The sequence below is a fragment of the Mucilaginibacter sp. Bleaf8 genome, assembly GCF_018390515.1.
Classification (GTDB): Bacteria; Bacteroidota; Bacteroidia; order Sphingobacteriales; family Sphingobacteriaceae; genus Mucilaginibacter.
The window spans coordinates 1,406,925-1,433,186 of sequence record NZ_JAHBBK010000001.1 but is presented as its reverse complement, the minus strand read 5'-3'; the positions used below and the strand labels follow the sequence as shown (position 1 = coordinate 1,433,186).

The 26,262-nt window shown below is 43.9% G+C and carries 29 protein-coding genes; 14 read left to right on the top strand and 15 right to left on the bottom strand.

Annotation, left to right across the window (positions count from 1 at the left end; translation table 11 throughout):
- Window positions 1-93 precede the first annotated feature (93 nt).
- Window positions 94-909, top strand: coding sequence for a 3-methyl-2-oxobutanoate hydroxymethyltransferase (gene panB / locus KHS38_RS06185; RefSeq protein WP_213487626.1), 816 nt, complete (start codon window positions 94-96; stop codon window positions 907-909).
- Window positions 910-1,087: 178 nt separating this feature from the next.
- Window positions 1,088-1,837: an RluA family pseudouridine synthase gene (locus tag KHS38_RS06180; protein WP_502887920.1), complete on the top strand. Its 750-nt coding sequence runs from the start codon at window positions 1,088-1,090 to the stop codon at window positions 1,835-1,837.
- 3 nt (window positions 1,838-1,840) lie between these two features.
- Here KHS38_RS06180 and KHS38_RS06175 read toward each other — a convergent pair whose 3' ends face one another.
- The 7 genes from KHS38_RS06175 to KHS38_RS06145 form a co-directional block, all read right to left on the bottom strand.
- A complete protein-coding gene (locus KHS38_RS06175; RefSeq protein WP_213487625.1) occupies window positions 1,841-2,308 on the bottom strand; it encodes a hypothetical protein in 468 nt (155 codons plus the stop codon).
- Between the two features lies 1 nt (window position 2,309).
- Complete coding sequence (locus KHS38_RS06170) at window positions 2,310-2,732, bottom strand: DUF6010 family protein (RefSeq protein WP_213487624.1); 423 nt, start codon at window positions 2,730-2,732, stop codon at window positions 2,310-2,312.
- Window positions 2,733-2,910: 178 nt separating this feature from the next.
- A complete protein-coding gene (locus KHS38_RS06165) occupies window positions 2,911-3,300 on the bottom strand; it encodes a RidA family protein (RefSeq protein WP_213487623.1) in 390 nt (129 codons plus the stop codon).
- Window positions 3,301-3,429: 129 nt separating this feature from the next.
- On the bottom strand, window positions 3,430-3,993 hold the full coding sequence (locus KHS38_RS06160; RefSeq protein ID WP_213487622.1) for a Crp/Fnr family transcriptional regulator: 564 nt from the start codon (window positions 3,991-3,993) through the stop codon (window positions 3,430-3,432).
- Between the two features lie 24 nt (window positions 3,994-4,017).
- Complete coding sequence (locus KHS38_RS06155; protein WP_249665295.1) at window positions 4,018-4,611, bottom strand: TetR/AcrR family transcriptional regulator; 594 nt, start codon at window positions 4,609-4,611, stop codon at window positions 4,018-4,020.
- 38 nt (window positions 4,612-4,649) lie between these two features.
- Window positions 4,650-5,639 (bottom strand): 3-dehydro-L-gulonate 2-dehydrogenase, encoded by a 990-nt coding sequence (gene yiaK / locus KHS38_RS06150; RefSeq protein ID WP_213487621.1) that lies wholly within the window; start codon window positions 5,637-5,639, stop codon window positions 4,650-4,652.
- 191 nt (window positions 5,640-5,830) lie between these two features.
- Complete coding sequence (locus KHS38_RS06145; RefSeq protein WP_213487620.1) at window positions 5,831-6,955, bottom strand: acyltransferase family protein; 1,125 nt, start codon at window positions 6,953-6,955, stop codon at window positions 5,831-5,833.
- An 802-nt stretch (window positions 6,956-7,757) separates the two neighbouring features.
- On the opposite strand from KHS38_RS06145, the gene KHS38_RS06140 reads away from it, so the two are divergent.
- From KHS38_RS06140 to rodA, 10 genes are all read left to right on the top strand, one after another.
- Window positions 7,758-9,353 carry an FAD-dependent oxidoreductase gene (locus KHS38_RS06140; protein WP_213487619.1) on the top strand — a complete coding sequence of 532 codons (1,596 nt, stop codon included), beginning with the start codon at window positions 7,758-7,760 and terminating at the stop codon, window positions 9,351-9,353.
- Between the two features lie 106 nt (window positions 9,354-9,459).
- Window positions 9,460-9,921, top strand: a complete 462-nt coding sequence (locus tag KHS38_RS06135) for a hypothetical protein (protein ID WP_213487618.1) — start codon at window positions 9,460-9,462, stop codon at window positions 9,919-9,921.
- Window positions 9,922-10,004: 83 nt separating this feature from the next.
- The gene (gene purN / locus KHS38_RS06130; RefSeq protein WP_213487617.1) at window positions 10,005-10,583 is read left to right on the top strand and encodes a phosphoribosylglycinamide formyltransferase; all 579 of its coding nucleotides are present in this window, start codon (window positions 10,005-10,007) and stop codon (window positions 10,581-10,583) included.
- An 18-nt stretch (window positions 10,584-10,601) separates the two neighbouring features.
- Window positions 10,602-11,435 carry an alpha/beta hydrolase family protein gene (locus KHS38_RS06125; RefSeq protein WP_213487616.1) on the top strand — a complete coding sequence of 278 codons (834 nt, stop codon included), beginning with the start codon at window positions 10,602-10,604 and terminating at the stop codon, window positions 11,433-11,435.
- A gap of 102 nt (window positions 11,436-11,537) precedes the next feature.
- Window positions 11,538-13,064 carry a bifunctional phosphoribosylaminoimidazolecarboxamide formyltransferase/IMP cyclohydrolase gene (gene purH, locus KHS38_RS06120; protein WP_213487615.1) on the top strand — a complete coding sequence of 509 codons (1,527 nt, stop codon included), beginning with the start codon at window positions 11,538-11,540 and terminating at the stop codon, window positions 13,062-13,064.
- Window positions 13,065-13,183: 119 nt separating this feature from the next.
- A complete protein-coding gene (locus tag KHS38_RS06115) occupies window positions 13,184-14,206 on the top strand; it encodes a rod shape-determining protein (RefSeq protein ID WP_213487614.1) in 1,023 nt (340 codons plus the stop codon).
- Between the two features lie 75 nt (window positions 14,207-14,281).
- Window positions 14,282-15,115, top strand: a complete 834-nt coding sequence (gene mreC / locus KHS38_RS06110) for a rod shape-determining protein MreC (RefSeq protein WP_213487613.1) — start codon at window positions 14,282-14,284, stop codon at window positions 15,113-15,115.
- Complete coding sequence (locus KHS38_RS06105) at window positions 15,108-15,623, top strand: rod shape-determining protein MreD (protein ID WP_213487612.1); 516 nt, start codon at window positions 15,108-15,110, stop codon at window positions 15,621-15,623. Before mreC ends, KHS38_RS06105 begins: the two co-directional genes overlap by 8 nt.
- Window positions 15,624-17,645, top strand: a complete 2,022-nt coding sequence (mrdA, locus tag KHS38_RS06100; protein WP_213487611.1) for a penicillin-binding protein 2 — start codon at window positions 15,624-15,626, stop codon at window positions 17,643-17,645. It abuts the gene before it with no gap.
- Entirely contained in the window at window positions 17,638-18,903 is a 1,266-nt protein-coding gene (rodA, locus tag KHS38_RS06095) for a rod shape-determining protein RodA (RefSeq protein WP_213487610.1), read from the top strand. Before mrdA ends, rodA begins: the two co-directional genes overlap by 8 nt.
- 73 nt (window positions 18,904-18,976) lie before the next feature.
- Here the strand turns inward: rodA and mtgA are convergent, their stop codons facing one another.
- The 4 genes from mtgA to rpsF form a co-directional block, all read right to left on the bottom strand.
- Window positions 18,977-19,663 (bottom strand): monofunctional biosynthetic peptidoglycan transglycosylase, encoded by a 687-nt coding sequence (mtgA, locus tag KHS38_RS06090; protein ID WP_213487609.1) that lies wholly within the window; start codon window positions 19,661-19,663, stop codon window positions 18,977-18,979.
- 109 nt (window positions 19,664-19,772) lie between these two features.
- Window positions 19,773-20,216, bottom strand: coding sequence for a 50S ribosomal protein L9 (gene rplI / locus KHS38_RS06085; RefSeq protein ID WP_213487608.1), 444 nt, complete (start codon window positions 20,214-20,216; stop codon window positions 19,773-19,775).
- A gap of 15 nt (window positions 20,217-20,231) precedes the next feature.
- Window positions 20,232-20,495: a 30S ribosomal protein S18 gene (gene rpsR / locus KHS38_RS06080; RefSeq protein WP_213487607.1), complete on the bottom strand. Its 264-nt coding sequence runs from the start codon at window positions 20,493-20,495 to the stop codon at window positions 20,232-20,234.
- Between the two features lie 2 nt (window positions 20,496-20,497).
- Window positions 20,498-20,860, bottom strand: coding sequence for a 30S ribosomal protein S6 (gene rpsF / locus KHS38_RS06075; protein ID WP_213487606.1), 363 nt, complete (start codon window positions 20,858-20,860; stop codon window positions 20,498-20,500).
- A gap of 186 nt (window positions 20,861-21,046) precedes the next feature.
- Between rpsF and KHS38_RS06070 the strand changes: the two genes are divergently transcribed.
- Window positions 21,047-21,661: a hypothetical protein gene (locus KHS38_RS06070; RefSeq protein ID WP_213487605.1), complete on the top strand. Its 615-nt coding sequence runs from the start codon at window positions 21,047-21,049 to the stop codon at window positions 21,659-21,661.
- A 113-nt stretch (window positions 21,662-21,774) separates the two neighbouring features.
- Here the strand turns inward: KHS38_RS06070 and KHS38_RS06065 are convergent, their stop codons facing one another.
- Entirely contained in the window at window positions 21,775-22,341 is a 567-nt protein-coding gene (locus KHS38_RS06065) for a hypothetical protein (protein ID WP_213487604.1), read from the bottom strand.
- Window positions 22,342-22,459: 118 nt separating this feature from the next.
- Between KHS38_RS06065 and KHS38_RS06060 the strand changes: the two genes are divergently transcribed.
- Window positions 22,460-24,433, top strand: a complete 1,974-nt coding sequence (locus tag KHS38_RS06060) for a DNA polymerase III subunit gamma/tau (RefSeq protein WP_249665294.1) — start codon at window positions 22,460-22,462, stop codon at window positions 24,431-24,433.
- Window positions 24,434-24,500: 67 nt separating this feature from the next.
- On the opposite strand, the gene KHS38_RS06055 is transcribed toward KHS38_RS06060, so the two are convergent.
- The 3 genes from KHS38_RS06055 to KHS38_RS06045 form a co-directional block, all read right to left on the bottom strand.
- Window positions 24,501-24,962 carry a hypothetical protein gene (locus KHS38_RS06055; protein ID WP_213487603.1) on the bottom strand — a complete coding sequence of 154 codons (462 nt, stop codon included), beginning with the start codon at window positions 24,960-24,962 and terminating at the stop codon, window positions 24,501-24,503.
- A 75-nt stretch (window positions 24,963-25,037) separates the two neighbouring features.
- Complete coding sequence (locus tag KHS38_RS06050) at window positions 25,038-25,742, bottom strand: hypothetical protein (RefSeq protein ID WP_213487602.1); 705 nt, start codon at window positions 25,740-25,742, stop codon at window positions 25,038-25,040.
- Between the two features lie 21 nt (window positions 25,743-25,763).
- Entirely contained in the window at window positions 25,764-26,228 is a 465-nt protein-coding gene (locus KHS38_RS06045; protein WP_213487601.1) for a hypothetical protein, read from the bottom strand.
- Between the last annotated feature and the right edge of the window lie 34 nt (window positions 26,229-26,262).

The following is a 26,262-nucleotide window of genomic DNA, read 5'->3' as shown; positions in this document are numbered from 1 at the left end:
AAGAATATAGAATAAAGACACCTGTTGTCTTTGTGACCATTGTTTGATTGAATTATCTTGATTCGTGAATCTATACGCTTTATTCTAAAATAAATGTCTGTAAATAAAGAAATAAAACGCGTTACTACACACAGTCTGCAGGCCATGAAGGTTCGGGGCGAGAAGATAGCCATGCTAACCGCCTATGATTATTCGATGGCAGCTATTGTGGATGATGCCGGTATTGATGTGATTTTGGTGGGCGATTCGGCCTCTAACGTAATGGCCGGCCATGAAACTACCTTGCCTATTACGCTGGATCAGATGATATACCATGCCTCATCGGTAGTACGTGCCGCAAAGCGTGCGCTGGTGGTGGTCGATCTGCCTTTTGGCTCTTACCAGGGCAACTCGAAAGAGGCGCTGAACTCGGCTATTCGTATCATGAAAGAATCGGGCGCGCATGCCGTTAAAATAGAAGGCGGGGTGGAAATTGCCGAATCGGTGAGCCGTATATTAACTGCCGGTATACCGGTAATGGGGCACCTGGGGTTAACGCCGCAGTCAATCTATAAATTCGGTACCTACTCTGTACGCGCCAAAGAAGAGGCTGAGGCGCAAAAGCTAAAAGAGGACGTACTTAAACTGCAGGAACTGGGTTGTTTTTCGGTAGTGCTCGAAAAAATACCGGCTGCATTGGCCCGGGAGGTAAGCAGCACTGTGCAAATACCTATTATAGGTATAGGTGCCGGCAACGGTTGCGATGGGCAGGTGCTGGTAATACACGATATGCTGGGCATCAACAAAGGCTTTAGGCCGAGGTTTTTACGCCAGTATGCCAGTTTATACGATGTAATGAACGAGGCCGTACAGCACTATGTAAGTGATGTGAAAGCACAGGAGTTTCCAAGCGATAAAGAACAATATTAATAGACTTTTCTTAGCCCTGTCCTTGCGGAGAGGGCTTTTTTAAATTCATCAGGAATATAACGTTTTGTTGGGCGGCGTGCTATAAACATTCTGCCTGCTAATCCGTATTTTAAAATACATCCGGGCAGGGTTGCTTTTAGCCTTCCGGATGGTTTATCATTTTACCTGAATCCAAAACATGCAAAACCCATACATGGAAATTACTGATGACGATGTGCTGTATGAAGACAATCATGTGATTGCCGTAAATAAGCGGGCTGGCGATATTGTGCAGGTTGACGATACCGGCGATGAGCCGCTGGATGAAAAAGTAAAAAAGTACCTGGCCAAAAAATATAATAAACCCAACGGTGCTTTTTTAGGCGTTGTACATCGGCTGGACAGGCCCGTGAGCGGCGTAATACTATTTGCCAAAACCAGTAAGGCGCTTGAAAGGCTGAACGAGCTTTTTAAAACCCGCCAAATGCATAAAACTTATTATGCGGTGGTGCGTAACCGGCCCGAGCCGCCTTACGGAAACCTGGTACACTGGCTGGTTAAAAATCCGCAAAAAAATGTAACCAAAGCACACGGGCACGAAGTGCAGGGTAGCCTGCGTTCTGAATTGCATTACCGTTTGGTAGGTGAGCTGAACGGTTACTATTTAATACAGGTAAATCCTATTACCGGCCGTCCGCACCAAATCAGGGTGCAATTGTCTACTTTAAACTGCCCGATTGTGGGCGATAATAAATATGGCTACCCGCGTGGCAGTCTTAAAAAAAGCATTTGCCTGCATGCCCGCCGCCTGCAGTTTATGCACCCGGTAAAAAAAGAGCCGGTTGATATTAAAGCGCCGCTTCCTAAAGATGGTTTCTGGGAAAAGTTTGCTTACCTGGTTCAGGAGCAAGACCACAAAATACACCTGAAAGGCACGGAAGAACAGTAGCGCTTAATTAAACCACCTCAAATACGGCCGACTGATTAATGGCGAGAATTGCCACGGCACAGACGATAATATTAAAACCATGGCTATAGTATACCATACAGCCATGGTTTTAAATTTGAGCTTGTCGGTAGCCTGCCTTTTTGCCTTTGCCGACCCCACGGTGATCAAAACGATGGCGATCAGCATCACCGTAACATGCTCCATTCCAAAAAAGCGTACTTGACGCTCGTGCACAGCAGTTTTAAAATTCCCTAAAAAGTAATTCGTAATTGGACTGATGATGTACAGCCATGCACCCCATATAAGCTGCACGTGTGCTATGGTGGCAGTAACATGCCTTACGGTGTTATCGAACCGGGTAAATGTTTTGTTGTCGAGCCAGCCTGCATAGCCGCGATAAATAGCGTAAGCCAGGCTGATAAGCACCAGCCACCGGGTTAGCGTATGGAGTACTAATAGGTTAAAATACATTTTATTCTGTGATAACCGGATGATTGAGATTATTAAATACCGAAGGTGCCTTCATGAAAAACCAAAGGGCCAGTACGCTATCGCAAACGGCACATCCGGCTGATGACGATGGCACAAAAGGCACTATAGGCTGGGCATATAAGTGGTGCACAATATCCCAGCAGGTATGCAACAGCCACGCTATGCCTATGTAATAATAATGCTTTAACCCTTTGTAAGCAATGTAGGTCATCAGGGTGCAAAAAGCAAATTCCCATAAGCCTAAACCGCCGCTTAAATAAGCTGCACCTGCACCGCCCACCAGTATGGCATTAAACTTTTGCCTTTCCGGTTCTCTGATTAATGAAGACAACGTAATAAACAGCCCGGCAATTCCAATTGCGGCCACGGTGTTAGTTAATGTAAATTCTGCTATTGCTGACATTGGTATTGTGTTTAATAAAACAAAAATACAAAAACATACTATATGGTATGTTTTTAATTGGAAAAATTCTTCTTCTGCAAAAGTTATAGCTCCTATGTGCTTCTTAAGCTGGCTGTTAACACATCAAAAAGAAAGGCCCAATCAAATTCAGGCCTTTCTTTTTGATGTGTTTAAGATTTTACTTTACAACGGTAGCTTCAAGTTCAACCGCTAAAGTTTCAAAAAGGCTTTTTACCTCACACAATGTAGTGGCTTGTTTAATGCCATGCTTAGCTATCCAGGCCTGAAGCAATGGGAATTGCGGCCAGAGTTCGGCTGTGGAAGTGGTAAGGATGTTCAACCGCACAATATTCTTGCACTCGTACCCAGCCTCATTGATTACTTTTTCCAGGTTTTGTATGGCCAGTAACAACTGTGTTTCCATATCAGCGGTGCTTGATGTGCCGTCCGCATGTACAGCCGCCTGGCCCGAGCAATAAAGTGTGCTTTCTACCTGTTTCACTTCAACTGCCTGTACATAGCTGCGTTCATCCTGCCATTGCCAGGGATTAATTATTCGTTTTTCCATCTTGTTTGCTTTTGGTTGATGCCATACCGGCATCATGATTAATAAAAAATGATGAAGCAAACATGAGGATAATACGAAACGTGATTGCGTGACAAACATCACAATTTTAAAAAGCGCATGCATAGGTAACTAATAAGTGAGCCTGCTTAAAGTTTCGCGCGATACACCTAAGTACGATGCCAGTAAGGTTTTGGGCACTCGCTGCAAAAGCGCAGGATAACGTTTAAGTAATTGCTCGTAACGTTCACGGGCATTGGAGGTGAGGAAAGACAGTATGCGTTGTTGGGATGCAATGTGCCCTGCATTTGCTTTTGTAAGAAAGAAGTGCTCCATTTTATGCAGGCCGGCGCACAGCTTATGGTAATCTTCCAGCGCAAGGCAAAGTACATGGGTATCTTCCAGGCACTGTAAGGCCATGGTGGCTTTGCTTTGGGTATGATAGGCCAAAAAGTCACTTTCCCACCAGTCTTCCATCGCAAAAGAAACAATATGCTGCTTTGCCGATTCGTGGTTGTAAGCCAGCATCAAAAGCCCCGAAACCACCCAGTAAGCATACTTTACACTGTCGCCCTCCCTGAAAATAAACTCCCGCTTTTTGTAGCTTTTAGCTGTAAAATGCGATGCTATAAAAGCAAATTCATCATCGGTTAGCAATACTGTTTTCTCTATATGTTCCCTCAGTTTGTTTTCCATGTATGGGCAATAGGAAGGAGCAAGTTATTGCAAGCCGTTTAAATAGTTCCTGAACTCCTGCAGGTAAGCCGTGTAGCAGGCCGCTCCATAAATTTTGCCCAGGTTGCGTATGCCCCCATAGCCCGACATGATGAAATACGAAACCTGCTCTGCGTTAGTAATGGCCTTGATTTTACCCGCTTTTTTCCCATTATCCAAACAGGTTTCAATTGCTTTTTGCCATTGTGTGGATAGTTTGGCAAGGGCCTGGTTAAAGCTTTCGCTCAAAGGCGACATTTCCTCAATCAAGTTAATAGCAGGGCAGCCATACCTTACCACGAAAAAAGGATTACCGATCAGTAAGGCCTTCATCATTTCATACAGTTCGCTTACCGGGTTGCCTGCATTTATAAGTGGTTGTATCATGGCCTGGTACATGCCAGGGTACATCACCTCGTTGATCATGGCCAGGCCCATGTCGTCTTTATTTTTAAAATGATAAAAAAAAGCGCCTTTGGTTACCTGTGTAGTGGCAATAATTTCGTCAATACTGGTGGCCTGGTACCCTTTGCGGTAAATAAGTTCAAACGCTTTTTGCAGAATATTAAGCCGGGTAGTGGCGCCTTTAGACATATGCATTTTAAATGAGATGAAGCAAAATTAACAAAATACCGGCTTTACAAAGCCAATACCTTTTGCCATATCTGCTCATCAACCGGTATGCCTTCTTTCAAATTCTTTTCCCGGGTTTTGAGGGTGCTTTCGCCCGGATAGCGGATGGCTTGCTCTGGCTCCACCAACCGGCTGGTTTTGGTGTACGCCACAATCTGTTCAATTAAACCGGCCGTGTGCCCGTCATCTTGTGGTTTGATGCAGATAAACACCTGCGATATGCCCGATTCGGCACCCGCCTGCGTAACTGCCGCAGTTGATTTTCCGTTGCTTAGTACCGTAACCAGCAAATCGAGCATCAGTGACAGGCCCGAGCCTTTCCAGAAACCCACTGGCAGCAGTCGTTTCGATTCCATAATGTGAGCCGCATTGGTTGAGAGGTTGCCCTCCGCATCGTAGCCGCCGGGCAGTGGCAGCTCATCGCCGCTGGCTTTGTACTGCTGCAGTTTGCCGAATGAGTATTGCGAAACGGCCATGTCCAGTACCACGTGCCCGCCTGCACGTGGCACAGCAATAATGAGCGGGTTATTGCCCAGTCGCGGATCGATACCGCCCCAGGGCGGCAGGTTGGCTATGGTATTGGTAAAGCAAATGCCTATGCAGCCGGCTTCGGCAGCCTGCCAGCCGTAGGTGCCGCCACGCATCCAGTGGTTGGTGTTGCGTATGGCTACGCAACCCATGCCATGCTGCTGTGCCAGGCTAATGGCGCGGTCCATACAAAAACGTGCGTTCAGCATGCCGGGGCCCAGGTTGCCATCCCAGCGTTCCAGCAAGCCCATACTATCATCGGGCGATGGTGCTGCATCGGGGTTAATGAGGCCATCTTTAAGGTACTGCACAAATACCGGGAAGCGGTTAAGGCCGTGTGTGTAAACCCCGTCGCGGCTGTTTTCGGCAAATATCGTGGCACATTCGTTCGCCTTATTTTCGGCAAAGCCATTTTTAAGCAATACGCGCTTAAACTCGGCCTGCATTTGTTCAAATGAAATACGCATAGTAATAGATAGTTGATACACAAATATGCGGATTGTATTTCGTCTGACCTGAATTTATAGAATTGAGATACTGGCAAGATTAGCCTTATCTTTATAATTGCTATCGTATTCCAAGACTTTTGCAGATATTACTTACTCTTTCCTTATAAAGAATTAAATTCCGGTTAATTAAGAAAACGGCATGTTTGCATTCATAGAAATCTATTTCTTAACCTGATAGATGGCCGTTCAATAGTATATCTTAGAATTAAAGCAAAGCATATGGTGCTGCACAGGCAACTTAATAACATCAGATTACCATTTTTATCAATGCCTGTCCTCACTAATAGGTTTTGAGTTAAGTGAAATGCCAACTTGTGAATAAGATAAATTCCATAAGACAGTGTTGCCATCTGCGATGTAAGCCACGATTTCGCGTTATACAAGATATTATCGGGGCAAACTACAGCGGCAGTAATAAGTCCGTAGCTAATTGCGACCAGCGGGTATCCCGCAATTGCGGTACTAAAGGACTGCTGTGGTGTGCAAACGAAATAAGAGCCTATCAGTACAACAACTCCTGTTAGCATCAGGATGTTACTGAACTTATTGATGCTTTCTTTTATAGATGGGTAAAAGGTATACAAGCCTGCGATACTTACACCTATCAGCAAGCCGTCTAATCGGTTATAAGTAGGATAATAAATTACTTTATAAAATAAAATATCGAAGCTGTCTGATTGAAGGTTGGGTTCCATAAAATAATGCCAGTTGAGGTACCTAATCAAAAAGCCGCTTAAAAATAGACTCAATAAAATATAGGTTGCTTTTTTGCCAATGTTTAATTTATTCAACAGCAAAATAAGTATAGGCAGAATGAGATAAAACTGCTCTTCAATGCAGAGTGACCAGGCATGTGTAAAAGTTCCAATGTGTCTGAGGTCTAAATCGAGATTTAGCGTAAAGGTCAGGTATCGCCATAACGAAGCCATTTGTTCCCGTTCCCTCAACGATGGGAAAGCAAAGTACAACATGACTATAACAAGATAGGGAGGGGTAATACGAAAGAAACGCTTGATGAAGAACACCCGCATCGACAAGGTGTTCTTTTTAACAATATTGTCAAATAGCTGTCCGGCTATGAGAAAGCCACTTAGAACAAAAAATAAATCAACGCCTGTCCAACCGAACTCACCAACTCTGTTTATCCAATCAGGATGTCCGAACATCTGATAATGAAACAGGACTACATAAGTGATAGCCATAGCCCGGAGATGGTCGAGTCCTAAAAGCTTATGTCTACCGGAAATTTCTGAGGTTGGAGCAGGTAAAGGCATTATATATATCTGTTGCGAATATAGATAAAGTCCGTTGTTACCAAGACTTGATAATACCCTATAAACAATTAAAATTTGAACAGCTTTGGTATGGGCATTATCTGAAGTTATTGGGCAAATTTTATGCTTACTAGGTAATTCCGTTACTTTGACATAAGATGTGGCAATCTTCTTTTTTACACAAAAACGTCAATTTCGACTTGTTTGAATAAGAGCGTATGACAGCATTGCGCTTAGGCTCACTGTTCGCTGTATTTAAAGCAAGTCCAAATAAGGTTTATTTAGACAAGTACGTTGTTATCGCAGCCACAAAATTTAGTTCCATTCAGACCCTGTAAGGGGTATATCAACAGCGCCGTCCGCTACACTACTGCCGTATTATAAGACAATAATAAACGGAAAGTACTTTTTGTATAAATAAAGCTTAGCTAACGGATGTTCCAGAAATACTGACAAGATCGTGTCACGAGTATAAATACCTGTACCAAAGTGTTCCGGGTGTTCCGGGGTGTACCACTTTTTGCAAACTGCGTTTAAATAGCTGAAACGCAGTTTTAGGTGTACCAAAGTGTACCACCTGTTCCGGCGTGTACCGGTTTGTTCCGCTTTGTACCACTTCAAAAGTGGAACACCTCACGCCTTTGCCAATCGTCAGGTCAAAGTGTGTTCGCCATGATGGCTGCTTGTATTCTTAATACTCTTTTCTGTATTCATCCCAATCCTACTCTCCGCATTCAATAAACCATCGTCCAAAACTATATCCCGAATGGTGGGTTTTATTTTTACCTATATAAAACTACCTATGGAGAATAATAAGCCGAACACCGATGGTGTACAAACATCGGGTACGCACAAAACCTGTTGGACGGAAACCGTACAGCAGCGTGCATTTCAAAAATTAAGCGAAGATGTAAAATGTGAGGTTGCCGTTATAGGCGCCGGTATTTCGGGATTAACCGTGGCTTACTGCCTGGCCAAAGCGGGCAAGCAGGTAGTAGTGCTGGAAGATGGCCTGATTGGTAGCGGCGAAACCGGCCGTACCACGGCACACATTGTCAACGCACTCGACGATTTTTACAGCGAAATTGAAAGCTTGTTTGGCGAGGAAGGTGCCCGTCATGCTGCCGAAAGCCATACAGCGGCCATTAATCTGGTTGAGAAAATTGTAATCGATGAGCATATTGATTGTGATTTTAAACGTTTGGATGGCTACCTTTTCCTGCACCCGTCAGACGAGCCGCAGACACTGGATGATGAACTGGAGGCCACCCACAAAGTAGGCATCCATACCGTTATGGTAGAGGGTGGCAGCATGCCGGGCATTAGCGGTGTAAGCGGCCCTGCCCTTAAGTATCCGCAACAGGCGCAGTTTCATCCATTGAAATATCTGAATGGTTTGGCAGATGCCTTTGTGCGTCTGGGTGGTAAAATATATACCCAAACACACGCAAATACCAAAACCATGAAAGATGGTTACATAGAAGCGAACGGCTATAAAGTACAACCCGAATATACGGTGGTAGCTACCAATAGCCCCATCAATGATTGGGCTACCATGCACACCAAGCAATCGCCTTACCGTACTTATGTCATTGTTGCCAAAGTGCCTAAAGGTGCTATTGAGCCTGCCTTGTGGTGGGATACCGGCGACCAGAACTCCGTTTGGCCAACCATGCCGTACAACTACGTGCGTACCCAGCCTTACAACGATCAATATGATTTACTGATACACGGCGGTGCTGATCATAAAACAGGCCAGGCCAACAAAGAAGAAGAGCTGGAAGAAGATCGCTACCAGCGTTTGGAAACCTGGCTGCGCCAACATTTTCCGCAAGCGGGTGAAATTGTTTACCGCTGGTCGGGCCAGGTGATGGAACCGGTAGACGATATGGGTTTCATCGGTAAAAATCCGGGCGATGATAAGGTTTACATTGTGACCGGCGACTCGGGCAATGGCATGACTCACGGAACACTGGCCGGTATCCTGATTACCGACCTGATTAATGGTAAGGAAAATCCATGGGCCAAGTTGTACGATCCGGGCCGTATTACACTGAAAATGCAGAGTGTGAAAACCTTTATCGAAGAGCAATACAGTACACTCTCGCAGTACGTCGATTTTTTGTTGCCATCTGATGTGGAATCCTTGCAGCAGATTAAACCCGGTGAGGCTGCCATTGTTGGCCGTCCTAAAAAAGTAGCCGTTTACCGGGATGAAGCCGGTGCTTACCATGCCTACACCGCAGTATGTCCGCACATGGGCTGCGTGGTACAGTGGAACAATGACGAGAAGTCGTTCGATTGTCCTTGCCATGGCTCAAGGTTTACTTGCGAAGGTAAGGTGGTTAACGGGCCGGCATTGTCTGATCTGGAACCCGTTAAGGTACCCGAACAATAGAAATTGAACTTTAACGTTTAAAATCACATCCCGGATAAGGTCATCTTCCGGGATTTTTTATTTTTGTAACGTGCATATCCTGAAAAATAAACTTTGGCTTTTTGTAATGCCACTGCTGTTGGTAGTTTGCTGGTCAACCAACTCGTGCAAAAAAAATAACCCGGATGCTACTATCGGCATATTTTTAGCTCGCGACTGGCGTTTGGCTTCCCAGCAGGTGGCAAATTATGTAGGCGACAGCGTACGGCGCGATACGTTGAATACGAATTGCGATAAGGTTCAGGTTTTCGGTTTTAAGAGTGATGGTTCCTGCACTTACAGAAACTACGACTGTGTAGCCGATCAGGCGCAAGGCAACTGGTCGTTAAGTAATGACCGCGTTATATTGTATTCGGACGTTGTTTGTAAAGATGCCTCGTCTAAAACCTTCCAGCCTTTTAAAAGGGCCAGTATTCTCAATCTGGGGCAAAATTCATTAGTACTTGAGGTAAATGATACCATTGATACCATCCGTTTGGTGCCGCTTACCGTACGGCGCAAAGTAACCCGCTATGGTTTTATACCGTAAGGCGGTTTTGTAAGTAAATCAGTATAATAAATGCGGTTAATTCAAAAGTATTATATTTACCGCATTATTAATTTATTGCTGATTTGAAAACCCGGATTGCCATTTTCGCTTCAGGCTCAGGCTCAAATGCTCAAAAAATAATGGAGCATTTTAATTCCCATCCCGAGGGTGAAGTAGTGCTGGTGCTTACTAATAACCCGCAGGCTTATGTATTGCAGCGGGCCGATAATTTTGAAATTCCTACCCACGTTTTTACCCGCCAGGAGTTTTACCAAACCGATGAGGTAGTTAAAATACTTAAAAACATACAAGTGGATCTGATTGTGCTGGCCGGCTTTCTATGGCTGGTGCCCCAATCATTATTGCAGGCATTTCCTAACCAGATTATCAACATCCACCCGGCGTTGCTGCCTAAGTACGGTGGCAAGGGCATGTATGGCGATAATGTGCACAAGGCGGTACTGGCCAACGGCGAAACCGAATCGGGCATCACCATTCATTTTGTAAACGAACACTTTGACGAAGGTGAAATGATACACCAGGCCAAATACAAAATTGAGCCGGGCGATACGTTAGACATCATCAAATTCAAAGGGCAGCAACTTGAACATCAGTACTTTCCGAAAGTAATAGAAGGGCTGTTAAAGAAAGTTCGCCGCTAAATTATATAAGCCGCTGCCATGATCAACATCACTCATCCCGATGGTGCACAAAACAAGGCAGCGGTTTTTGAAGCTCCCGAATCAGCCATTGCCTTGATTTGCCTGCCGGCAATGGGCGTAAAGGCGACTTTTTATAAGCGTTTCGCCCAATGCTTGTGTTCGCAAGGCTTTAATGTAATTGTGTGCGATTGGCGTGGTGCAGGCAGCACAAGTCTGCGTGCCGGCCGTGGCGTAGATTGGGGATATCAGCAATTAGTAGATGATGTTAAAGATCTGGTCGAGGTTGCTGACACTCACTTTCCAGGTACCCGAAAGTTCCTGATAGGGCATAGCCTGGGCGGGCAAATCAGTTCCCTATTTGCTGCCAGGTATAGTGAGGTTGTTTCCGGGCTGATATTAATTACCACATGTTCTGTTCACTATAAAAGCTGGGAAAGCCGCGCTGCATGGCGGGTTTTTGGGGCAGCCTGCAAATTTTATGTGATTAGTAAAACGTTAGGGTATTTTCCAGGCCACAAGTTAGGCTTTGCAGGCTTGGAAGCCAAAACGGTAATGGCAGACTGGTGCCACCATGCTTTAATCGGCAGATATAAACTTGCAGGAAGCAGGTACGATTATGATGGGGCACTTGCCGCATTAAACCTCCCGGTGCTGGCTATTTCAATAAAAGACGATGAGCTGGCAGGTAAATCAGCAGTGATTAACTTTTTAAACAAGCTGCATCCCGATGTGTCTTTAAAATATCTGCATTTAAAAGAAAACGAAACGGATATCGTGCCCTTAAATCACTTCAGTTGGGCAAAAAAGCCGGCATACTTAGTGAATATCATAAAAAGCTGGTTACAGTATTAACAATATTAATTTTTTTGCTTTTTGTTGTTTACAAATCGTTATTTGGCAGGTTTACAAATCAATTAAAAGCACTACCTTTGCGGCTCAAAAAAATGTTATTGCATGAGCCAGTCTGTTCAAATCAAAAATGCTTTAATTTCGGTTTATTATAAAGACCATTTAGAGCCTGTTATTCAGGAATTAAAGCGTCTGGGTGTTACCATCTACTCAACCGGAGGTACCGAAACTTTTATTCGCAGCCTGGGTGCTGAAGTTGTAGCCGTTGAAGATTTGACCTCATACCCATCCATATTGGGTGGCCGTGTAAAAACTTTGCATCCAAAAGTATTTGGTGGCATTTTGGCCCGCCGCGGTATGGAAGGTGATGAGCAGCAATTAGCTCAATACGAAATTCCACAGATTGATCTGGTAATTGTTGACCTGTATCCGTTCGAAGAAACCGTGAAGTCTGGCGCTGCCGAAGGCGATGTAATTGAAAAGATTGATATTGGTGGTATTTCGCTGATTCGTGCTGCTGCCAAAAATTTCAAAGATGTAGTGATCGTAGCATCAAAAGATGATTACAGTGAGTTGGAAAACATCCTGAAAACACAAAATGGCGAAACCTCTTTTGATCAGCGCCGCCGTTTTGCACAAAAAGCTTTTAATATTTCTTCACATTATGATACCGCTATCTTCCAGTACTTTAACACGGAAGAATCATTGCCGGTATTTAAGCAAAGCATTCAAACCAGCCAAACCTTGCGTTATGGCGAAAACCCACACCAGCAGGGAACATTCTATGGCAACCTGAATGCCATGTTTACCAAACTGCACGGTAAAGAACTATCCTACAATAACCTGGTAGACGTTGATGCAGCCGTAGCGCTTATTGACGAATTTACCGACCCTACTATAGCTATATTAAAACATACTAACGCCTGCGGCATTGCCACACGTTCATTTATTAAAGAAGCCTGGATCGATGCTTTGGCGTGTGATCCGGTATCGGCTTTTGGCGGTGTAATTATTGCCAATGATGAAGTGAACGAGGAAACTGCCATCGAGATCAGTAAGATTTTCTTTGAGGTGCTGATTGCGCCTGCTTATACCGACGAGGCCCTTCGTGTACTAAAAGAGAAAAAAAATCGTATAATACTCATCCGTCAGGCGGTTGAATTAGGTACCAAGCAGTTTAAAACGCTGTTGAACGGTGTAATTGAGCAGGATAAAGATTTAGTGATCGAAGGTCCTGAGCAAATGACCACCGTTACTGATAAACAACCAACCGAGCAGGAACTGAAGGACTTGTTTTTTGCTAATAAGGTAGTAAAACATACCAAATCAAACACCGTAGTACTGGCTAAAAACAACCAGCTGCTGGCCAGTGGTGTTGGGCAAACATCACGCGTTGATGCGTTGCGCCAGGCTATTGCCAAGGCCGAAAGTTTTGGTTTTGATTTGAAAGGTGCCGTAATGACATCTGATGCGTTCTTTCCGTTCCCTGATTGTGTGGAGATTGCCGCTGATGCCGGTATTACAGCCGTGCTGCAACCGGGTGGTTCAATTAAAGATCAGGATTCGATCAATATGGCCAACCAAAAAGGTATTGCCATGGTAACTACTGGTGTAAGGCACTTTAAACACTAAATAAATATCCGGCTATCCGGTATATATATTTAAAGAGGGAATGTTTGAAATACAAAGAGTAATTAATATAATTACACATATTTTTTTAAACTTTGCAGATTATTTGAAATACTGATTAAATGGGTTTATTTAATTTTTTTACACAAGAAGTTGCTATTGACTTAGGAACTGCAAATACCCTCATTATACATAACGATAAAGTTGTTGTTGACGAACCTTCTATTGTTGCATTTGATCGCAAAACCAATAAGGTGATTGCTATTGGCCGTCAGGCTATGCAAATGGAAGGTAAAACACACGATAATATACGTACCGTGCGTCCGCTTAAAGATGGCGTTATTGCCGATTTTGATGCTGCCGAGCACATGATACGCGGTATGATTAAGATGATTAATAAAGGTAAAGGCTGGTTTTTCCCGTCGTTACGTATGGTTATCTGTATCCCTTCTGGCATCACCGAGGTTGAAAAACGTGCGGTACATCAATCTGCCGAGATTGCCGGTGCAAAAGAAGTATACCTGATTCATGAACCTATGGCTGCAGCTGTAGGTATCGGTATAGATGTGGAAGAACCGATGGGTAATATGATTATTGATATCGGTGGCGGTACTACAGAAATTGCGGTAATTGCCTTGTCGGGTATCGTGTGCGACCAATCTATCCGTACGGCCGGTGATAATTTTGACTCTGACATCGTTCAGTACATCCGTCGCCAGCATAACATCATGATAGGTGACCGTACTGCCGAGAAGATTAAGATTGAAGTGGGTTCGGCATTACCTGAACTAGCTGATCCACCCGCAGATTTTGCCGTGCAAGGCCGTGATTTAATGACCGGTGTGCCTAAGCAAATCACGGTATCTTATACCGAAATTGCGCATTGCCTTGATAAATCAATCTCTAAGATTGAAGAAGCGATTTTGAAAGCACTGGAAATTACGCCGCCCGAGCTGTCGGCAGATATTTACCAAACCGGTATTTACTTAACCGGTGGTGGTGCGTTGTTACGCGGCTTGGATAAGCGTGTTGCGGCAAAAACCAAACTGCCCGTACACGTGGCCGAAGATCCGTTGCGTGCTGTAGTACGCGGTACCGGAACTGCCCTGAAAAATATCGGAAACTATAAATTCTTAATGCAATAAAATAGTTGAAGGTTGTGAGTTGTATGACCCAAAACGGTATACAGCTCACAACCACAACTTACTACTACTCAGCCCATGCGTAACCTTTTGATATTTATCAGCAAGTACAACGCATTTTTCCTGTTCCTGATTTTTGAGATATCGGCACTGGCCATTTTTGTTCAATACAATTCGTTTCAGCGCGCTACTTATATTAATACCACAAATGAGGTTACCGGCAATTTGTATGCGCAGGTAAACCGGCTCAATAATTACCTGTCGTTAACGCAAATCAACGATAGTTTGGCGCGCGAAAACGCCCGTCTGCATAATCAGCTCAAATCTTCCTATTATATTGACACTACAGCCCGTGGTGTGGTGGTTGATACGTTGTATAAGCAGCAGTACAGCTACATTGAGGCTAAAGTGATTAACAATTCTGTTAATCGCCGCAATAACTACATTACCATAAACCGGGGCAGCAAGGATGGGATTACAAAAAACATGGGTGTAATTAGCAGTACCGGCATTGTAGGCCTGGTGGTATCCACATCCGAACATTTTGCGTTAATTCAGTCTTTACTGCACAAGGATTCGCGCGTAAGCGCCATGCTCACCGGATCGCGTGAGATTGGCACCCTGCTTTGGAACGATGATCTGGATCCGCGTAAATGTTTACTGATCGATGTACCTAACCACGTTAAAGCCAAAGTAGGCGAGGAGGTGGTTACCTCAGGTTATTCATTGTGGCCGGCAGGTATCAGCATTGGTAAAATCAGTAACCTGCATGCCAAGGGCGGTGGCTTCTTTTTGAATATGGAAGTTATCTTAACAGTTGATTTTAGTAAGCTGGAATATGTGTATGTGGTAAACAACAAATTTGCATTAGAACAAGCGGGACTGGAGGCCCAGAAGAAGAAAGATGATTAGAGTATTGATAACTAATCTTATCCGCTTCGTAGCATTGGTGTTTTTACAGGTGTTTTTGTTAAAGAACATTAGCTTGTACAACCTGTCAATGCCTTACCTGTACATTCTGTTTATTCTGCTGCTGCCTTTTGAAACGCCAAACCTGCTATTGTTTTTGCTGTCGTTTTTACTGGGTTTAAGTATAGATGCTTTTTATGATACGCCCGGCCTGCATGCAGCATCATGTGTTTTAATGGCCCTGGTAAGGGTGCTGTTCATCAGTGTAACTGTACAAAAAGATGGATTTGACAATGAACCCGAACCAACGCTGGGCAACATGGGTTTTACCTGGTTTTTTACTTATGCTGCCTTACTTACCGTGGTTCACCATTTCTTTTTGTTCAACCTCGAAGTTTTTCGTTTATCTGAAATACAATATACCCTTTTACGTTTCCTATTAAGTTCGGTTTTTACCTTATTTTTGATTTTAGTATCCAGCTTCTTATTTTTCAGAAGGAAAGAACGTTAAATGAATAATTATTTTGAGCGGCGCTACGTTGTTACCGGTATCTTCATAACCCTGGCCCTGGTACTGCTGGGCCGGTTGTTTTATATCCAGATTGTTGACGACCGCTATTCTGTTTTTGCCAGCAAAAACGTGCTGCGCAAAACCATTATCTATCCGGCCCGCGGCCCAATTCTTGACCGTAAAGGCCGAATACTCGTACAGAACGAGCCCGTATACGACGTTACTGTTATACCTAAGCAGGTTAAGCCCTTTGATACTTTAGAACTTTGCCGTTTGTTAGGTATTGACAAGGCCGGGTTTGATAAGCGTTTCTCTAAAGCACTTAAGTATTCGCCCTATCGCGAATCTGCGTTCGAAAAGCAAATATCTGTACGCATGTATGCTTCCCTTCAGGAGCGGCTTTACAATTTTCCGGGCTTTAGCGTTCAGCCACGTACCGTGCGCACCTATCCTGATTCTGTGGCTGCACAATTTTTGGGTTATATTGGTGAAGCCAGTCCAGAAGTGATCAAGCGGTCGAACGGCTATTATAGTCCGGGTGATTATATTGGTATATCCGGCGTTGAAAGATCATATGATAGTATTTTACGTGGTCAGCGTGGGGTACGAAACCTGATGGTTGATTCGCGCAATGTGCCTAAAGGGAGCTTTGCCAATGGCGCCTATGATACCGCCGCCGTTGCCGGCGAGCGTTTGATATCTTCATTGGATATCGACATACAGAAACTGGGCGAAAAGCTGATGAAGAATAAGGTAGGGAGTATCGTAGCCATTGAACCCTCAAGCGGCGAGATACTGGCTTTTGTAAGCAGCCCTACGTATGACCCTAATCTGATGGTAGGGCGCGAGCGTGGCAACAATGTAGCCCGTATGTATAAAGATCCATACAACCCGTTTTTGGTAAGGCCCATCCAGGCATACTACCCGCCGGGATCATCATTTAAGCCGTTAGATGCCTTAATAGCTTTACAGGAAGGCATCATTACACCGCAAACTACTTATTTCTGTCCGCATTATTATCAGGCCGGTAATCACCGGGTAGGTTGCGAACACTTTGATGGCGTTACCGATTTACGTAAAGGCATAGCACAATCCTGCAATACCTATTTTTGTAATGTGTTCAACCAGCTCATGATCAGAGATGGCAGCCGCAACGTGCACCGTAGCTTTGCCAGCTGGAAAGAGAATGTAAATAAATTTGGCTTTGGCGTAAAGCTCGGGCTGGATTTGCCGCATGAGCGGCGGGGCTTTATACCAACGGTAAAGTTTTATGACAACCGTTTTAAAAACCGCTGGGGATCAAGCACAATTATTTCACTCGCCATAGGGCAGGGCGAAATGCTTTCTACCCCGCTGCAAATGGCCAACGTGGAGTGTACCATTGCCAACCGGGGCTATTACTACATTCCGCACCTGATCAAAGCTATTGGCGACAAGCAGGTGGTTAAAACCGAGTTCACCAAAAAGAATTATGTAGGTGTTAATGCTGAATACTTTGAACCGGTGATTGATGGCATGCAGGCCGTGGTTGATCATGGTACGGCGGTTGAATCGCGCATACCCGGCATTATAATGTGTGGTAAAACCGGTACGGCTCAAAACTCACATGGTAAAAACCACTCGATATTTGTAGGCTTTGCACCTCGCGATACACCCAGGATAGCTATTGCTGTAATTGTGGAAAATGGTGGCTACGGCGCTTCATGGGCGGCACCTATTGCCAGCTACATGATTGAAAAGTATATACGGGGTTATATTACCAAGCCTAAAGCACAGGTGGAGTACATTATGAATAAAAACCTGCTGCCACCGCCACCGGGCTGGAAACCACCGGTTAAAAAACTGTCTAAGCGGGATAGCTTGAAAAGAGATAGCCTGCGCAAAGACAGCTTGAAACGCCTTAAATCCGATACTACTAAAAAACAGCTTGAGCTGAAATCGGCATCCCGGAAAAACAGGAAAGAGCCGGATAGTATGAACCGCTTTACCGTTGCACTAATTAATCGTAAAGAAGATGAATAACCAACAGCGCAGCTTTTTCTTTAACGTAGACTGGCTTACGGTATTTCTTTATCTGGCGTTGTGTACCATTGGCTGGTTTAACATCCATGCCGCTGTGTACGATGAACAGCACCCAAGCATTATTGATCTTAGCACCAATTACGGCAAGCAATTTATATTTATCATTTCGGCCGTTGTGTTGGGGACGGTGATTTTGTTGCTGGATAGCCGTTTTTTTAATGCGTTGGCGCCGGTGTTTTATGTGGTTACGGTCTTTTTGCTTTTGGTAGTGTTGGTTGTAGGGCGTAATGTGGGCGGTAACCAGGCTTGGATACCTATCGGAAGTTTCAGGTTGCAACCATCAGAGTTTGCAAAATTTACTACCTGTTTGCTGCTGGCCCGTTATTTAAGTGGTACCAATATCCGTATTACAGAGTTCAAATCGTTAGCTACAGCAGCGGCCATTATTGGCTGCCCTATGCTGCTTATCATGTTGCAGCCGGATGCCGGCTCAACACTGGTATTCTGCTCCTTGATATTTGTATTGTATCGCGAGGGCTTGTCTCCCATGTTCCTGATTGCAGCCGGGTTGGCTATAGGCTTAGGTATATCGTCGTTGTTGTTTAACCCATGGTATATCATTGGTGTGCTGGTATTGGCAACGGTGGCTATACTGGCTACCATGCGCCGTACACAGCAGTTAATGGCAACCATGATTATCGGACTGGTGTTATGTATAAGTTATGTGTTAACTGTAAAGCCGCTTTACTTTAACGTACTTAAGCCGCATCAGCGCGCACGTATCGACGAGTTATTGGGTATCACGTCGGATTTACGTGGTATAGGCTACAACGTAAACCAATCAAAAATTGCGATCGGTTCAGGGCAGTTGTGGGGCAAAGGCTATTTGCAGGGTACACAAACCAAGTACTCTTTTGTACCCGAGCAAAGTACCGACTTTATATTCTGTACCGTGGGCGAGGAGTGGGGATTTATTGGCACTTCTGTAGTAATATGCCTTTACCTATTCTTGCTGTTACGCATCATCTATATGGCCGAGCGGCAACGGGCATCGTTTTCACGCATCTATGGCTATGGTGTTGCATCTATTATCTTTTTCCACTTCTTTATCAATATCAGCATGACTATCGGCTTTATGCCGGTAATCGGTATTCCGTTGCCTTTCATTAGCTATGGCGGCTCCTCACTGTGGAGCTTTACCATATTGCTGTTTATACTGATTAAGCTCGATTCAAACCGTTTAGGCGCACTGATGTAGTGTCCGTAATACATTTATGCTCTAAGGGCTTTAAAACAAGAAAGGCAGCTAAGTAGTAGCTGCCTTTCCTGTTTTAAAAATCAAGCGGACCTAAGCGGTTCATATTTTTAATGATCAGATAGCGGCGGTGCCTCAAAAACTTGGTAGGATTGGTTGCCGAGCGTTTAAGCGGGCTTGGAAAAATAGCTGCAATAGCCGCAGCTTCACGTTTGGTAAGCTTGGCTGCCGGCTTATGAAAGTAGTTTTGCGCAGCAGCTTCGGCACCGTATATGCCGTCGCCCATTTCAATTACGTTCAGGTATACTTCCATGATGCGCTTTTTGCTCCACAGTACCTCAATCAGCATCGTAAAGTACGCCTCAAAACCTTTGCGTATCCAGGAGCGCCCTTGCCATAAAAACACGTTTTTGGCTGTTTGCTGTGATATGGTACTACCGCCAATCACTTTGTGGCTGTGTGCGTTCATCTTAATGGCGTATTCAATAGCTTTGAAGTCGAAGCCATTGTGTTCTAAAAACGATTGGTCTTCGCCGGCTAAGGCAGCCTTTTTCATATTAACGGATATCTCGTCGAAGTCTTTCCAGTCTTTGTCAATTTTCCAGGGCTTGCCTGCTGCCTTGCGTTCAAAGCCGCGCTCTATCATCAGCCAGGTAATGGGTGGATTTACAAAGCGGTAAAACAGTACCCACAACACGGTAAAGGCTATAAAGCCGATCAGGAAAATCTTAACAAATCGCCAGATTAATTTGGTTATGCCCATAGATGCCCAAAATTAGGAAACAAAAAAGGTGTTTAGCATATGCTAAACACCTTTTTTAAATTATCTGTCTCAAAATTCGAAATTTGATTTTCGAAATTCGATATGATTATTACTCAGCTACTACTTCGAAAGGTACCTGAACTTTAACTTCTTTGTGCAGGTTTAAGTTTGCGGTGTATTCACCTAAAACTTTTGGCTCCTGATCAAAAGTGATACGGCGACGATCAACATCGAAACCTTGTTTTTTCAATGCATCAGCCACTTGGATAGTGTTGATAGCACCGAAGATTTTACCACTTTCACCAGCTTTAGCACCGATAGTTAATTTAACACCTTCTAAACGGGTAGCAATTTCTTCAGCATCCTTACGGATTTTGTCTTGTTTAAACTGAGCTTGTTTCAAGTTCTCAGCTAAAACTTTACGGGCTGATTCAGTAGCTAAAATAGCATAACCTTTCGGGATCAAAAAGTTACGGCCATAACCTGACTTTACTTTTACGATTTCGTCTTTCTCGCCGAGGTTTTTAACATCTTGTTTTAAAATCAAATCCATTTTCTAAACCTCCTATTATTTTAACGAGTCAGTTACATAAGGTAATAAACCGATGTGACGGGCACGCTTAACAGCCTGGGCCACTTTACGCTGGAATTTTAATGAAGTACCAGTTAAACGACGTGGTAATACTTTACCTTGATCGTTAATGAACTTTAATAAAAAGTTAGCGTCTTTGTAATCGATGTATTTGATACCGTTCTTTTTGAAACGGCAGTATTTTTTACGGTTGTCCTCTACTTTAGGAGCAGTAACGTATTGAATTTGTTCGTTTGCCATAATTAAGCTGCAGCCTCCTCTGTTTTAGGTTTTTTGTTGAAAGCACCGCTGCGTTTTTTCTCATTGTAAGCAATGGCATTTTTATCCAAAGCAATAGTCAGGAAACGCATTACACGCTCATCACGTCTGTACTCGATCTCCAGTTTATTGATTAATTCACCCGGAGCGCGGAATTCGGTGAGGTGGTAGTACCCGGTAGATTTTTTCTCGATTGGGTACGCTAATTTTCTCAAACCCCAATTGTCCTCTTGAACAATCTCGGCTCCGTTATCGGTAAGGATCTTGCTAAATTTGGTGATTACCTCTTTAGCAGCCTCATCAGATAACAACGGGGTTAGAATGATGACGGTTTCGTACTGTTGCATTTTAATACTTATGTTTATTAATTATCCCGTGCAAACGGGGACGCAAATGTAGAAATAATGGTTTAAATATGCAAGTTGTTGTGTATATAAATGCTTGATAGTGTGAAATGTTAACGGGTCAAAAATAGTACGCATTGCGATTGCTGCTTTACTTATGTATGTTTGCCTCAAAATCTGAGCGTTATCATGAAACAAACATTTATTGCCGTACTGTTTATTTTAGCTGGAGCTGGCAATATTCAAGCTCAAAACACAATGGGCCCGGCCGAGCGCAGAATGACGGATAGTCTTTGTAATGCGCTATCTAAAGTTGATGTTAATAAAATCACATCTAAAGAAGAAGCTAACTCGATTTTTACGGATTGTTTTTCCAGGTACACCTCATTGCTGATGGAAGTAGCAGAAGAGCGTAAGATTGATTTTTCAGATGACGCGGCGATGGAGGGACTTGGAACGGACATTGGTAAAGACTTACTCAAGCTAAATTGTGGTTCCTTTTTAAAGTTAGCGGCCAAGATGGCTGGTAGTAAAAATAATGCCGAAAGTAAATCAACAACCTCTGGAACATTTAAGCGCATTGAAAATAAAGGCTTAAATTATATCGTGATTACTGACCCGCAGGGTAAAGAGAAATCATTCATATGGTTACGCCAGTTTACCGGTTCCGAAAGGTTTACGTCGGGCACCACAGCATTGGTCGGCAAAAAGCTTAAAGTTACCTGGCAGGATATGGAGGTTTATTTACCGCAGGCCAAAGGCTATTACAACGTAAAAGAGATTACAGCAATAGATATACTTTAATAAAGGCTGTTGCTAAATTAAGGAGTCAGGTGGCAGTTGGTGTTTCTGGCTCCTTTTTTTATTGCCGTTTTTTTTTAGGTTCAATACAAAAATGAAGGCCGTGAGGTTAATTCTTAATAATGCTTATGATAACCAAGTCCTACTACCGCACCTAATGCCAGATAGCTATTTTTAGAAACGTTGCCCGACAATTTAAATCCATAACTACTGCCAAAGCCTGTTGGTTTGCCTATGGGTATCAGATGGAAAAGGCGCCACCGTTGTTTGTCGCTTTTAAACCAAAGTATATTCAACTCAAAAGGCAGGCCTATATAATTTCTTTTCACCCGCAAACGCTGTCCGTCCTCATCTTTATATTTAGCCACCTGCATTACCTGCGAAACACCGGCAGAGATGCTTAGCGAACGGCCATTTTTAATGTGCCTTAATCCATATAGCAATGCAATTTCACGCATATACCCATGGTCATGTACAATAGGGAAGGGTACAAAGGGAATCTGGTCAACCTCGAGGTTGAGCATGCCGTTTAGCCTTGCGGTAAATAAACCGGCTTTAGCCTGGTAATTTATCTCGCCACCCAATAATAAACCTTTAAGACCGGCCACACCCGAACCCACATTTATACCGGTATAAATAATAGGATTAGATTTCGGGGCTATCTGTACTGTATCCTGAGCCATAAGGTTGAAGCTTATAGTTAAGCATATTACTATAGCAAAAAGGCATATTTTCATGGGGTAATTCAGGCTTTGCTTATTATAAAAGTAAGCATTTATTGTGGTAATAACCGTGTTGTGTATGGCATCATGCCATTGCAACATTGCCTGTTCGGTATTTACCCTTTCAGCTTTTTTGCCTACCTTAGTGGCTGTGGATAATTTTATTGTTTCGGCCCGTAAATACCGTCCGGTTACTTTTGAAAGCGTTGTAGGTCAGCAGCATGTGACCAACACGCTTAAAAATGCGATTAAAAATAATCAGCTGGCGCAGGCATTTTTATTCTGCGGGCCACGTGGGGTAGGTAAAACAACTTGTGCGCGTATACTCGCCAAAACTATCAATTGTACCAACTTGCAGCCCAATGGCGAGGCTTGCGGCACATGTGATTCATGTCGTGCTTTTCAGAACGGTAATTCGTTTAACGTACATGAGCTGGATGCGGCATCCAACAACTCGGTTGATGATATCAGGAGTTTGATTGATCAGGTGCGCATACCACCGCAGGCAGGCCGCTATAAGGTATATATTATTGATGAGGTGCACATGCTGTCGCAAGCGGCTTTCAACGCGTTTTTGAAAACGCTGGAAGAACCACCGCATTATGCTATATTTATCCTGGCCACAACCGAGAAACATAAGATATTACCAACCATACTTTCGCGCTGTCAGATTTTTGATTTTAACCGCATCCGCGTTGAGGATATGGCTAATCATCTGTCGTCTATCGCGCAAAAAGAAAGTATCGCTTATGAGCCTGATGGATTGCACATCATCGCCCAGAAAGCAGACGGCGGTTTGCGCGACGCGTTATCCATGTTCGATCAGATTGTAAGCTTTTCGGGCGGACAGGTTACCTACAAATCGGTAATTGATAATCTTAATATACTTGATTATGATTACTACTTTAATATTACCGATAGCCTGCTGAACGAGGATACATCGAAAACGTTGCTGCTTTTTGATGAGATATTAGCAAAAGGTTTTGATGGCAGCCACTTTATTGGCGGGCTTTCGGGACACTTGCGCAATTTGCTGGTGGGTAAAGATCCGGCTACACTAAAGCTGCTGGAAGTAAGCGAAGGTATTCGAAACAAATACTTGCAGCAATCGCAACAGGCCAGTACATCGTTCCTGCTATCGGCCATGAGTATTGCCAACCAGTGCGATTTGAACTACAGGCTGAGTAAAAATCAGCGGTTGCAGGTAGAGTTGGCTTTGCTTAAAATATGCCACCTGCCATCAGCATTAAACTTGGCCTCCGGGCAATTGCCCCAGGCTGCCGCCAATGATGGTGTAAAAAAAAAACCTGATACAGCAGCGCCTGTAGCTCCGGCTGCAGAAGCGCCAAAGGCTGTAGATACGCCACCGCCAGCACCAATGCCGGTGGCTGATATTCCTAAAATACCATCGCCGGTTGCATCGGTACGTATACCGGAACCGGTAGCGGCGCCTGTGCATCAGGTGCAGGAACCTGTAAGCAAGTATGCCAACGATACATTACCGTCGGCATCGCCACAGCCGGTTGTGGCTAAGGAAGAACCCACGGTAAAAACGGCAGGCATACCTAAATTATCGTCGCTACTTACGCCATCCTTAACCCCGTCCCTAACCGGAGGTGGATTTGGTGCCATGACGGCCGTTGAAGAGGAGGAGGAAGATCCCTATTTAAAGGGTACGGATAATGAGGCATTTACCACTGAGGACTTCTTGACCTGCTGGCATGCCTATATTGCCAAGATAAAAGCGGAAGGCAAGCCCATGACGCTGATTACCATTTTTATTGCCAACCCGCCAAAGCAGCTAAGCGCTACCGAATTTGAGATAATTGTAAATAACCGTACGCAAGAGTCTGTTTTTAGAGACGGTAAGCCGGATTTGATGAACTACCTGCGCACTAAACTACGTAACTTTAGTATTGAGGTGCATACACGTGTAGATGAGCAGCAGGTAACCAAACGCCCTTACACCGCATCGGAAAAGTTTCAGCACATGGCAGCTAAAAATGCCAACTTAATGGAACTTAGAAAGATGTTTAATCTGGAGTTTGATTAAAAATAAAAGATAAAAAGAAAGCCCTTGCATATGCAAGGGCTTTCTTTTTATGGATGTTTCTGAATGATTATTTCAGATACTCACTGTCGTCTTCATCGCCGCTAATGTCGCTATCATTTTTTGGGTAGCCTTCTTCATCTAAATCATCGCGGTCATCTTCCGGTGTGCGGGCCAGTTCTTCATCAATAGGATCAAGCTCTGTAATTTCGCCGCTATCAATGTGCATACCTAATGATTCTGCATCAGTTTCTAATGAGCGGTTTTTCTCGTACTCGCCTTGCGTATCATAAGGATTCGCTTCGTCATAACTCGAATCGAAGTCGCTGCCGCCAGGTGCTGCTGTGTCAAATAACTGCGGCGGATCATAATCCGGGTCGTTATTTTCAACAGCTATTTCGTAGCTGTCAGTTTCCGGATCGTATTTCAAATCGTGGGCAGCAGTATCGCCTTCCAGATCGTCTTTCATTTTTTTATCTCTATCCAGGTTCTCATCATTGAACCCAGGATAAAAGGTATCGTCGTTTTTCATAGGTTTAAATTTTGTGCAAAATGTATATAGAAAAAATCACGCCAAAAATTTAAACCCTTACCTAAAAACGACTCACTATGGCTGATACCTGGATATTTGCTTGCGGTAAGACGTGATACCGCCTATGGCAAATTTAATACCCACCACAAACTGGCTGAATGAATCATTACGCTTACCGGCCTTAATACCATCCAGTTGATCGCCAAAAACCGGATTATACTGGTAGCCAAAATCCAGCTTTACCGATGGCTCATCGTAGTTATTATATATCTTGATTTCGTAGCCAGCCTTTAGCGGAATAAATAGTTCGGTGCTGGTATTGCGGCCGGTTGAGGTGTAGCCCGGAACATACAGTGAGTTGCGGTAAATTTCTTTCATGTTGTTATAGATAGCACCTACGCCTGCGCTTATATAAAAGTTTTTCAAGGCATTGGTAAAGCCATCGTGTGCATAGTCCAGCAGTTCGCCGGCCTGCAGTTGCGCCCTAAGGCTCACCGCTGTATACTGGTTGTTAAACTCCCGGCCCGATAGCGTACGCTGATGATCGCCACCCTTTAGTCTGCCATACTGCACTTCGGCTATATAATTAATAAAGGGTGTGTAATTATAAGTAAGGTTCAGGTTTAATCCGGCTGCACCGTTCACCGTTTCGGCATCAGTGTAAGCATAATTTAATGCACCCGATACACCAAAATCATACTGTGCATAGTTCCAGCCAATCTGTGCTTTTGCCAGTACAGATGCCGAACAGATCAATAATGTGATTAATATCTTTTTCACGATAGTTAAAACTACTGATAATTAGTGAGTGTACGTGTATGTATTGGTGGTTGTAGTGGTAACGCCACCTTGCTCTACCGAACTGGAACGAAACAATACCATGGTGGTAGAGGTAAGGGATTGTATACTAAAATCAAGTTCAAAGTTACCACTCTTAAAAAATATTGGCCGCGGGGCGATAATATTGGTGTTGGTAGAATAATAGCCCTCATACGCTTTACCGGTAAAGGCAGACGAGTAAGTAGCTTCATTTCTGATTTTAAACTCAAAAAAGTCGTAATTGCCAAAGCCGGAGTAGGGTATGGTAATGTCAGAATTATTACCGTTACCAGTGGTTTGTATACGGGTGGTTAAATCTTGCAGGTACCATTTGCCAATCAGAGCGGGGTTTTGCAGGTTGGAGGGTATCACCGCCTCGTCGGTTTTACAGGCACTTAGGCCAACTGTGTAAATAATTAGTAAAAATAAGTAAACCTTCTTCATCATATCGCAGCTTTAAAGATAGAATTTTAACTTTAGC

Bases quoted from the DNA above. Each gene is read 5' to 3' on its own strand.
- panB (WP_213487626.1), top strand. From the start codon at position 94: ATGTCTGTAAATAAAGAAATAAAACGCGTTACTACACACAGTCTGCAG.
- KHS38_RS06180 (WP_502887920.1), top strand. From the start codon at position 1,088: ATGCAAAACCCATACATGGAAATTACTGATGACGATGTGCTGTATGAA.
- KHS38_RS06175 (WP_213487625.1), bottom strand. From the start codon at position 2,308: ATGTATTTTAACCTATTAGTACTCCATACGCTAACCCGGTGGCTGGTG.
- KHS38_RS06170 (WP_213487624.1), bottom strand. From the start codon at position 2,732: ATGTCAGCAATAGCAGAATTTACATTAACTAACACCGTGGCCGCAATT.
- KHS38_RS06165 (WP_213487623.1), bottom strand. From the start codon at position 3,300: ATGGAAAAACGAATAATTAATCCCTGGCAATGGCAGGATGAACGCAGC.
- KHS38_RS06160 (WP_213487622.1), bottom strand. From the start codon at position 3,993: ATGGAAAACAAACTGAGGGAACATATAGAGAAAACAGTATTGCTAACC.
- KHS38_RS06155 (WP_249665295.1), bottom strand. From the start codon at position 4,611: ATGCATATGTCTAAAGGCGCCACTACCCGGCTTAATATTCTGCAAAAA.
- yiaK (WP_213487621.1), bottom strand. From the start codon at position 5,639: ATGCGTATTTCATTTGAACAAATGCAGGCCGAGTTTAAGCGCGTATTG.
- KHS38_RS06145 (WP_213487620.1), bottom strand. From the start codon at position 6,955: ATGCCTTTACCTGCTCCAACCTCAGAAATTTCCGGTAGACATAAGCTT.
- KHS38_RS06140 (WP_213487619.1), top strand. From the start codon at position 7,758: ATGGAGAATAATAAGCCGAACACCGATGGTGTACAAACATCGGGTACG.
- KHS38_RS06135 (WP_213487618.1), top strand. From the start codon at position 9,460: ATGCCACTGCTGTTGGTAGTTTGCTGGTCAACCAACTCGTGCAAAAAA.
- KHS38_RS06125 (WP_213487616.1), top strand. From the start codon at position 10,602: ATGATCAACATCACTCATCCCGATGGTGCACAAAACAAGGCAGCGGTT.
- purH (WP_213487615.1), top strand. From the start codon at position 11,538: ATGAGCCAGTCTGTTCAAATCAAAAATGCTTTAATTTCGGTTTATTAT.
- KHS38_RS06115 (WP_213487614.1), top strand. From the start codon at position 13,184: ATGGGTTTATTTAATTTTTTTACACAAGAAGTTGCTATTGACTTAGGA.
- mreC (WP_213487613.1), top strand. From the start codon at position 14,282: ATGCGTAACCTTTTGATATTTATCAGCAAGTACAACGCATTTTTCCTG.
- KHS38_RS06105 (WP_213487612.1), top strand. From the start codon at position 15,108: ATGATTAGAGTATTGATAACTAATCTTATCCGCTTCGTAGCATTGGTG.
- mrdA (WP_213487611.1), top strand. From the start codon at position 15,624: ATGAATAATTATTTTGAGCGGCGCTACGTTGTTACCGGTATCTTCATA.
- rodA (WP_213487610.1), top strand. From the start codon at position 17,638: ATGAATAACCAACAGCGCAGCTTTTTCTTTAACGTAGACTGGCTTACG.
- mtgA (WP_213487609.1), bottom strand. From the start codon at position 19,663: ATGGGCATAACCAAATTAATCTGGCGATTTGTTAAGATTTTCCTGATC.
- rplI (WP_213487608.1), bottom strand. From the start codon at position 20,216: ATGGATTTGATTTTAAAACAAGATGTTAAAAACCTCGGCGAGAAAGAC.
- rpsR (WP_213487607.1), bottom strand. From the start codon at position 20,495: ATGGCAAACGAACAAATTCAATACGTTACTGCTCCTAAAGTAGAGGAC.
- rpsF (WP_213487606.1), bottom strand. From the start codon at position 20,860: ATGCAACAGTACGAAACCGTCATCATTCTAACCCCGTTGTTATCTGAT.
- KHS38_RS06070 (WP_213487605.1), top strand. From the start codon at position 21,047: ATGAAACAAACATTTATTGCCGTACTGTTTATTTTAGCTGGAGCTGGC.
- KHS38_RS06065 (WP_213487604.1), bottom strand. From the start codon at position 22,341: ATGGCTCAGGATACAGTACAGATAGCCCCGAAATCTAATCCTATTATT.
- KHS38_RS06060 (WP_249665294.1), top strand. From the start codon at position 22,460: ATGGCATCATGCCATTGCAACATTGCCTGTTCGGTATTTACCCTTTCA.
- KHS38_RS06055 (WP_213487603.1), bottom strand. From the start codon at position 24,962: ATGAAAAACGACGATACCTTTTATCCTGGGTTCAATGATGAGAACCTG.
- KHS38_RS06045 (WP_213487601.1), bottom strand. From the start codon at position 26,228: ATGATGAAGAAGGTTTACTTATTTTTACTAATTATTTACACAGTTGGC.